The organism is Candidatus Cloacimonadota bacterium, assembly GCA_021734245.1.
Lineage (GTDB): Bacteria > Cloacimonadota > Cloacimonadia > Cloacimonadales > TCS61 > B137-G9.
On record JAIPJH010000027.1, the window covers coordinates 23,495 to 32,687 of the forward strand.

General features: G+C 36.5%; 6 protein-coding genes. All 6 read right to left on the reverse strand.

All coding sequences use genetic code 11. The features are described from left to right. Positions 1-78: 78 nt before the first annotated feature. On the reverse strand, positions 79-276 hold the full coding sequence (locus K9N40_06000; GenBank protein MCF7814008.1) for a hypothetical protein: 198 nt from the start codon (positions 274-276) through the stop codon (positions 79-81). A 277-nt stretch (positions 277-553) separates the two neighbouring features. Continuing rightward, positions 554-2,890, reverse strand: a complete 2,337-nt coding sequence (locus K9N40_06005) for an ABC transporter permease (protein MCF7814009.1) — start codon at positions 2,888-2,890, stop codon at positions 554-556. Then, complete coding sequence (locus K9N40_06010; protein ID MCF7814010.1) at positions 2,890-3,045, reverse strand: hypothetical protein; 156 nt, start codon at positions 3,043-3,045, stop codon at positions 2,890-2,892. The genes K9N40_06005 and K9N40_06010 overlap by 1 nt, the downstream gene beginning before the upstream one ends. 34 nt (positions 3,046-3,079) lie before the next feature. Further along, a complete protein-coding gene (locus tag K9N40_06015) occupies positions 3,080-5,410 on the reverse strand; it encodes an ABC transporter permease (protein MCF7814011.1) in 2,331 nt (776 codons plus the stop codon). Positions 5,411-5,569: 159 nt separating this feature from the next. Beyond that, on the reverse strand, positions 5,570-7,921 hold the full coding sequence (locus K9N40_06020; protein ID MCF7814012.1) for an ABC transporter permease: 2,352 nt from the start codon (positions 7,919-7,921) through the stop codon (positions 5,570-5,572). 189 nt (positions 7,922-8,110) lie between these two features. Next, positions 8,111-9,193 (reverse strand): ABC transporter permease (locus K9N40_06025; GenBank protein ID MCF7814013.1); only part of this gene is annotated, 1,083 nt, incomplete at its 5' end.

Here is a 9,193-nt window from a genome sequence, read left to right on the forward strand (position 1 = left end):
TACTCCTTTTTCTTGTATATTTTTTCCAGAATCAAATTTCTGATTTATTTTGCAACAGTTTTCTTTTTATAAACAAAACTATTTTGCGACTGATTTTTTTCGGAACATTACTGGAATTTTATCCTTATCGGGAGCGCCAATTTGAATCAGTTCCCAATTTTTGTCATAATCTTCGATAGCATGTTTCAGAACTGTTACTTTTTCTTCTGATGTTGGCTCTGTTCCTTCCCAATGAATGATCTCAACTCTATACTTCAGAGTTTTTTTTCTTACCATTAATTCTTACATCGATCTCCAGATTTTGTTCTGCTTCCAGAGTTGGAATAGACAAAACTACTTCTCTCATTTCAGCCTCCTAATTTCCCCATATTTTTTATTTACTCTTCCTTATTTTCCAAGCTTGAAAAGGCTTCTTTCAAATTTTCTTCCTGCTTAGCACTTTCAAGGAGATTTACTCTGAAAGTCTTAACTGCAAGAATTCTTGGAAGAAGGCTTTTCAGAGTTGATTTCATCTCGTTTCTCTCATCTCTCATTCGCAAACAGGATGTTTGCGTTACTCATATTTAAGTGCCTTTATCGGATTTGCATTCGCAGCTCTAAAGGTTTGATAACTCACCGTTAAGATGCTGATGATGAGTGCTAAAATACCTGATGCAGCAAACAACCAGATTTGAATTCCTGTATTATAAGCAAACATTTCCAGGAATTTTTTAACAGCAAAATAGGCAATTGGCCAGGCAAAAATATTGGCCAGCAGCACCCATTTGGAAAAGCCCTGAGTGAGCAGGAAAACTATTTTGGCAGCCGATGAACCCAGAACCTTTCTGATTCCTATCTCTTTTGTACGCTGTTCGGTCATAAAGGAAGCCAAACCAAAAAGACCAAGACAGGAAATGAAAATTGCCAGCATTGCAAAATATTTTATGATCGATCCAATTTCATAATATTCTCTGTAATATTGCGCAATTTCCTCATCGAAAAATGAGTAATCGCATTCATAATTAGGTGCAAATTGTTTAAATGTATCTTTTATATATTCTATAGATTCGGGTACATTTCGAGGATTGATTTTTACGAATACTTTGCTCCACCACCATTTCATTGTTGTAATCATGATGGGACCGATATCATTATCCAATGTTTTGAAATGATAATCTTTCACAACCCCGATAATTTCACCGGCAGAGGATTCATCATACATATAAAATCTTTTGCCGATGGGATTTTCCAACTGCATCATTTTTACAGCTGCTTCATTCACAATATATGGAACAGGCTCACCTTGTTGATGATCTTTTGAGAAATTCTCACCTTCGATTAATTTCATATCAAATACTTTTAAAAAATCTTTTTCTACCAGAAAGAAATTGAAAAGAATTTTTTCATCATCTGCTTTGCCTTCCCATTCTGCTGGATTAACATTGCCGACTCGAGCTGGAGAAGAGGATGAAGATGTTACACCGAGGATGTTTGAATTTTTCAAAAGTTCCTCTTTGAACGAAGCAAAAGAATCATCCAGTTCTGTATTCATGGGAATGGAAATAATGAAGTCTTTATCAAATCCCAAATTTTTATTTTGAATGTATTTGAGTTGATTATAAACTGTTGCAGTACAAATAATAAGGGCTATCGAAATGGTAAATTGGATGACAACCAGAATTGTTCTGAATCTGTTTTTAGTTTTTGATCCGCTCCCGCTTTTTAATACTTTACTGGGAATAAAATGAGAAAGATAAAATGCAGGATAACTGCCCGAGATCAATCCCACAAGAAGTGTTATTACCAATAAGCTAACCAGAAAATTGATATTAGAAAAAGTAATATCGAGTTGTTTATGAGCCAGATCATTAAAACTCGGCAGGAACAATTCCACGATTACAAAAGCAACTATCATAGCAAAAATTGCAGTTAATATCGATTCTGTTATAAATTGTTTTATTAAACCCTTTCGATCTGCTCCTACAACTTTGCGGATGCCTACTTCCTTGGCTCTTTTAGCCGATTTGGCCGTAGATAGATTCATGAAATTTATGCAGGCGATAAGCAGTACAATTATTCCAATTGCCGCAAAGATGATGACGAAGATAAGGCTTTGCGGTTTATCCAGAGGATCGTAAAGATGAACTCTGGCAAGAGGTTGGATACGCACCAGATTTTTGTTATCCGGCTTGTTATCCACGATTGTATTTTCAATCTTCTTCTTAAAAGCTTCTACATCTGCGTTCTCGTAAAGCTGAATATAGCCTGAGCTTTCCCAACTCCAGCTGTTTATCCTTTCTTCACCCAGAATCGTAAACTGCATTATCAGATCAAATTGGATTGTAGAGTTTTCTGGCGGATTGGCAGCAATTCCTGTAACAGTGAAATCTGTCCTGTTATCATAACGGATCATCTTTCCCATCGGGTCTTCATCACCGAAATATTTTCTGGCTGTATCTTCTGTTAGGATGAGATTATGAATATCATCAAAAGCAGTTTGCAAATCACCGGCTACCAGATCAAAAGAAAACATTTCAAAAAGAGCTGGTTCGGTAAGCAACACATTATTTTCCGTAAAAGATCTATCACCGATTGCCATCATTCCACCGAAGTCTTTCAATCTCACGTGGTTTTTAATTTCCGGATAAAGTTCATGCATCAAAGGAGTTAACCGATAGGGAAGCGTTCTACTGCCGTAAGTTTTTCCATCATTCCAGATGCCTTCCTGAATAACACTGTAGACCTGATCTGAGTTTTCGTGGAATACGTTGTAGCTGAGTTCATTCTGTACCCAGAGCATAAGTAAGATGCACACAGCCATACCAATTGCTAATCCAAATATATTGATGAAAGTAAAGCCTTTGCTTCTACCAAAATTTCTGAAAGCGATTTTAAGATAATTTATGAACATTACTCTTCCTTATTTTCCAACCTTGAAAAGGTTTCTTTCAGATTTTCTTCCTGCTTAGCACTTTCAAGGAGATTTACTCTGAAAGTCTTAACTGCAAGAATTCTTGGAAGAAGGCTTTTCAGAGTTGATCTCATCTCGTTTCTCTCATCTCTCATCTCTCATCTCTCATTCGCAAACAGGATGTTTGCGTTACTCATATTTCAACGCATCCACCGGATTTGCCATGGCAGCTTTGTAAGCCAGAATTGAAAATGTTGTCAAAGCTAGAATTGCTGTGATCAGGCCGGAAAGAATGAAATAAACTGCCTTGATCTGAATACGGAAAGCAAAATTCTGCAACCAGTCGGTTATCCAGAAATAGCCAACAATCCAGGCCATAAAGGATGAAATACAAATTAATATTACAATTTCTTTATTGAACAAGTTAATTATTTCCAGTGGAGATGCTCCCAGCACTTTTCTTATACCGATCTCTTTGATACGCCTGTTTGCTTCAAAGGAAATTAATCCCAAAAGCCCAAGGCTGGAAACCAGGATTGCTAGCACACTGAAAATAGTAAAGATTGTACTAAATTGTTTATCTTTTTTATATTTCGCTGCTATAGTGTCATCCAGAAATCTGATATTGACTTTCTTCTCGCTGAACTCAGCACAAATTGTCTGGATGGTTTTTTTTGCAGTTTCTATATCATTCCCCTGAACTTTAACAGCCATATACCAGGACCAGCCGGAAAAATAGGTGAAAGCCATTGGTTTAACAGTATTGTGCAGGCTTTGGAAGGTGAAGTCTTTAACTACTCCGACGATATTTCTATCTGCAATCTTAATTGATAATGGATCAGATAGATTATGTTTCTTGGCAAAGGCTTCGTTTATTATGAATGATTCCTTGTCAGATTCCAGACCCGGATTGAAATTTCGACCTTCCATAAATTCTAGATCGAGCAATGGTATAAAATCTTCATCGCAGGGAACACTGAAGAAATGTGCATCTGAACCATCATCAAAAGTGCGACCCCATTCCATATAGAAATTTCCAGGCATTGAATGGACTATTGATGCTTGTTTTATTTCTGTATTTTCCAGAAGTTTTACTTTAAGGGCAGTATCATGTAATTTCATTTCGTAACTCATCCAGAAATATAAAATATGTTCCTTATCGTAACCAAGATTTTTATTCACCATAAATTTCATCTGAGAATAGATGATCAATGTTCCCAAAATGAGAGAAATAGTGATAATAAACTGGATGATCATCAATATTCGGCGGGATTGTAATCCGCTTTTTCCCTTGATCGTGGCTTTTTTAAGTACGAAAATTGTGTTAAATGACGACATGAAAAAGGCTGGATACATTCCTGTGAGAAATGTGATAAAAATTATTCCGGCAATTATGATAAGGATAATTGTATAGTTCATTACAGGATTGAAGATCAACTCTTTACCAATGATCTGATTGAAATAGGGTAGAAGCAATTCAATCAGCAGGAAAGCCAGCAGAAAGGATATCAGGGAAATCAGCAACGATTCGCCCAGAAATTGCTTGATCAGATCGCTTTTGCCAGCACCATTTACTTTGCGGATGCCAATTTCTGACGATCTCAGATTGGCTCTGGCTGTAGTCAAATTAATGAAATTAATAATAGCGATAACCAGGGTGAGTAATGCAGAGGTTGAGAAAAGCAGCAGATATTGCATATTACCATGATTGCAATGGTCATTTTTATTTAGATCTGTAAAGAAGTAGATGTCTTTTAAATGACGAAGATTGAAGGCAATTTCTGCTCTATCCGGTTCTATCTCTGCCATTATTCTGGTGAAAGTAGCGTTGAAAAGTTCAATTGTTTCCTGCGGATCTGTCTTATCTGATAACCTGACGAAAGTCTGGTAATTCCAATCACTCCAATTCTCAAAATAATCTTCCTTGTCGATCATAGTTTTACGATTTTTCCAGGTAGAAAGAACGTTAAATGTAATAATTGAATTTTCAGGATAATCCTGAAAAACACCAGCAATCGTGTAATCATAATTATCATTCGCTTTCACCTGTTTACCCACAGGATTGGAAGAACCATACAATTTATTGGCAGTGGATTCCGAAATGATAATCTGATATGGTTCTTCAAAAGCTGGATCGGCTTCACCGCTAATCATTTCAAGCGGAAATATATCTAAAAAATCTGATTCTGTATATAATACACCGCTTATTGTATGATCTTCATCATTTATATTAATATTCATACTTTGCCGATCTGTAGCTGCAACTGCCTCCAAACCGGGCATTTCCGATCTGATGATCGGGATTAACGGTGCCGGCGTGTGGAACCAGGTGCCCACTTCAATACGGTAAATATTTTTGTAATTCGGATTGAACTTATCTACGGAAAGTTCATTATAGGCATATAGACCTGCCATTATGGCAACTGCAATTCCCACCGCTAATCCTAATATGCTGATGAACGAGAAGAATTTATTTTTACTTATATTTCTTAATGCAATTTTGAAATAGTTCTTAAACATAAATATCACCTCAAATTATACTATCAAAATTCTTCTTTTTATCTCACTTCTCATCTTTCATCTTCCCATTTTCTAAATTTCACATCTTCACCAAATCCCACAATCACAAAGTCACAATGTCTCATCTCTCATCTCTCATTCGCAAACAGGATGTTTGCGTTACTCATATTTCAAAGCCTTCACCGGATTGGACAAAGCAGCTTTGATCGTTTGAGAAATTACTGTGATTAAAGCTAATAACAACGAAACTACAAAGGTGACAATAAAAACTGTAATATTGATATCTATGCGATAAGCGAAATTCATTAGTGCCTTCCTAAGTATAAAGTAAGCAACAGGAATTGCAATTATATTGGCAATGATGATCCAGCGTGTGAAATCTTTTGATAAATTGAAAATAATATTTGGTATGTCCGCTCCCAATACTTTACGAATTCCAATTTCACGGGTACGAAGTTCCGTGAGAAAAGCTGAAAGACCAAATAAACCCAGACAGGCGATGAAAATAGCAAGGCCGGTAAACAATTTCAGCACAGTGCTCATTTCCATCTCCGATTTGTACATGGCATCAAATCTTTCGTCAAAGAATTTGAATTCTATCCTCTTTTCAGGATTGAAATTTTGAACCGTTTCTTCCAGAAATTCTTTTGTTTTTGCTATATCATTTGAATTAACTCTTACTACTGTGTAATAGAGATAATCAGGCAGTTTCATCATCACCAATGGCTCAATAGGATTATGCAAAGATTTGAAATGAAAATCTTCAACCACTCCGATTATCTTTCCTTCCATTCCCCAAAGAGTAAATTTGGTTCCGATCGGATCTTCCAAACCCATTTTCTTGATTGCGGTCTCATTTAAAATAAAACCGAAATCTTCCGAGATTTCATTTTCCTGTGTAAAAGTATTTCCACTTGTCATTTTCATGTTGAAAGTATCGATAAAATCATTCTGAACCATTTCAAAATGTAGCAGGAAGCTCTCTTCTTCATTTCTTCCTTCCCAGTTGGCTCCAGATGTGGAATTTGCCATATTGTGAGGTAATGCTAAAGCACCGGTTATACTCTCAATTGCAGGATTTTTGAGAAGCTCCTGTTTGTAAGTTTCGTAAGATTCCATATCGTAAAATCTTGTGTAGAGAATCTGTTCTTTTTCAAATCCCAGTTTTTTGTTCTGCATATATTTTAATTGTTGGAATAAAATGATCGTACTTATAATAAGAATGATGGAAAGTGACCATTGTAAAACTACCAGAATTTTTCTGAAATTGCCGCCTTTTTGGCCTTTCAAACTTGAACCTTTTAAAACTGCCACAGGTTTGAATGATGATAACATAAAAGCAGGATAGATTCCTGCAATAATTCCCAATAGAGCTGTCATTCCTATAAGTAGAAGTGTAGATTCCAATCCAAAATTAGCGAATAAGCTGAGTTTTTTTGCAGTGAACAGATTGAAATACGGTAAAACAAATTCCACAATTACAAAGGCAAAAACAAGTGATATTGTTACCATCAAAATTGATTCACCCAGAAATTGGCTAATCAGGTGTTTTCTCTGAGAACCCAGCACTTTTCGCATGCCAACTTCTCGAGCGCGTTTGCTGTATCGAGCTGTAGTCAGGCTAATAAAATTTATACAGGAAATAATAATGATGAAAAGAGAAATGCATCCGAAAATTATGATATAACTGAAATCTCCCATTCCGGAAAAATCGGCTACAAATCCCGAAGAATGGAGATGAGTTTCTGTAAGCGGTTGCAGGTAAAGATCGGAAGCAGCTCCTTCGCTGTTTTCTTTGATAAAACCGGTAATTTTGTCATTCAATTCATCTGCATCTGCATTTTCATTGATCTCGATGTAAGTATGAAGTGAATTTCGCCCCCAGTCTTCCAGTGCTTCACCAAGTCTTTTATATTCTGCCATGGGCTGCAGGAAATGGAACTGTAAGTGAGAATTTCGAGGCACATCTTCGATAACAGCACTTACAGTTTTAGAATCTTCTCCCATTGTAATTAATTTTCCAATTGGATCGGTATCACCAAAGATCTTATCGGCAGCATATTTGGTGAGAACGACAGAGTTTATATCATTCAAAGGTTTTTGATCACCTTGAATAATGGGGAAAGTGAACATTTCCAGAAAATCCGGATCTACATACGCTCCTTTTATTTCCGGGAAAACTTGATCTTCCAATTTTATTTGAAATTTTGTAACGAAATCGAATCTGGTAGATCGTTTTACTTCGGGGAAGTTTTCTTTTAAAGCTGCTGCCAAAGGACCTGGAGTTACTGCTACTTCCATCGATTGAGAGGAATATTCCTGATGCTCCAAAACTCGGAAAATCCTGTCTTTGTTTTCGTGAAAAGTGTCGAAACTTAATTCATCTACAATCCATAGGGATAACAACATTGTGCAGCTGATACCGATTGCGAGACCTATGATGTTTATTGCTGAATATCCTTTTTGACGGATCAGATTTCTTAAAGCTATTTTAAGATAATTTTTGAACATTATTCTTCCTTATTTTCCAACCTTGAAAAGGCTTCTTTCAGATTTTCTTCCTGCTTAGCACTTTCAGGGTTATCTACTCTGAAAGTATTAACTGCAAGAATTCTTGGAAGAAAGCTTTTCAGAGTTGATCTCATCTCGTTTCTCTCATCTCTCATCTCTCATCTCTCATTCGCAAACAGGATGTTTGCGTTACTCATACTTCAACGCATCCACAGGATTTGCAATTGCAGCTTTATAAGCCTGGAAGATCACTGTGATCAAGGCGATCGAAACTGCCGAAATTCCTGAAATCAAAAAAATCAAAAAACTTATATTTACGTGATAAGCAAAATTCTGCAGCCAGTTTGTCAGGAAGAAATATGCCGGAATCCAGGCGATTAATGTAGCAATGATAACTAAAATTACAAATTCTCTGGAAAGGTAACCCAATATTTTAAAGATTGATGCGCCCAGGATTTTGCGGATTGCAATCTCTTTGGTGCGCTGTTCTGCCACAAATGATGCCAATCCAAATAAACCAAGGCAGGCGATGGTAATGGCCAGAAAAGTAAAATAGGAAATGATCTTACCCATATTCATTTCTGCTTTGTAAAGATTATCGTAGCTTTCATCCAGAAATTTCAGTTCAAAAGGAATTTCTAGAATATTTTCTTCCCAGGCATTTTTGATTTGCTGAATGCTCTTCTTAATGTTATCTGAATTCAATCTTACACAGAGATGCATATCATAAAGCGGAAAATAATGCATCACCAGCGGTTCAACTTCGGAATGCAGAGAGGCATAATGAAAATCTTTTACGATGCCGATGATCTTTCCTTCCTTGGGAACTTCCAGGTTGTATTCATAAAAGAAATCTTGTCCGACAGGATTTTCCAGATTCAGTGCTTTCACAGCTGCTTCATTCAGAATGAAAGCATGATCACGATCTGTGGTGTATTCTTGATCGAATCCTCTTCCCTCAATAATTGATAATCCCAGAGTTTCCTCGATATCTTCGTCTGCGCCCCAAACCCGCAAAGCCAGATGTCCTTCTTCACTCATGATGTAATTATTTTGTTTTCCTGCCATACTTGGCATTCTAGTTGTAAGATAGGGAACACGTTCACCTGGAATTGTAGAAGTAACCGAAGCTGCTACCACATCAGGAAGTTTATATAATTCTGCTTTGAAGACATCTTCTTTCCCTCGAGGCCGGGGAAGCACAATTACTTGCTCTTTATCAAATCCTAAGCTTTTATTTTGAATGTAAATCAATTGTTTATAAACAGTTAT

Coding starts and splice junctions, on each gene's coding strand:
- K9N40_06000 (MCF7814008.1), bottom strand. CDS start 276: ATGGTAAGAAAAAAAACTCTGAAGTATAGAGTTGAGATCATTCATTGG.
- K9N40_06005 (MCF7814009.1), bottom strand. CDS start 2,890: ATGTTCATAAATTATCTTAAAATCGCTTTCAGAAATTTTGGTAGAAGC.
- K9N40_06010 (MCF7814010.1), bottom strand. CDS start 3,045: ATGAGAGATGAGAGAAACGAGATGAGATCAACTCTGAAAAGCCTTCTT.
- K9N40_06015 (MCF7814011.1), bottom strand. CDS start 5,410: ATGTTTAAGAACTATTTCAAAATTGCATTAAGAAATATAAGTAAAAAT.
- K9N40_06020 (MCF7814012.1), bottom strand. CDS start 7,921: ATGTTCAAAAATTATCTTAAAATAGCTTTAAGAAATCTGATCCGTCAA.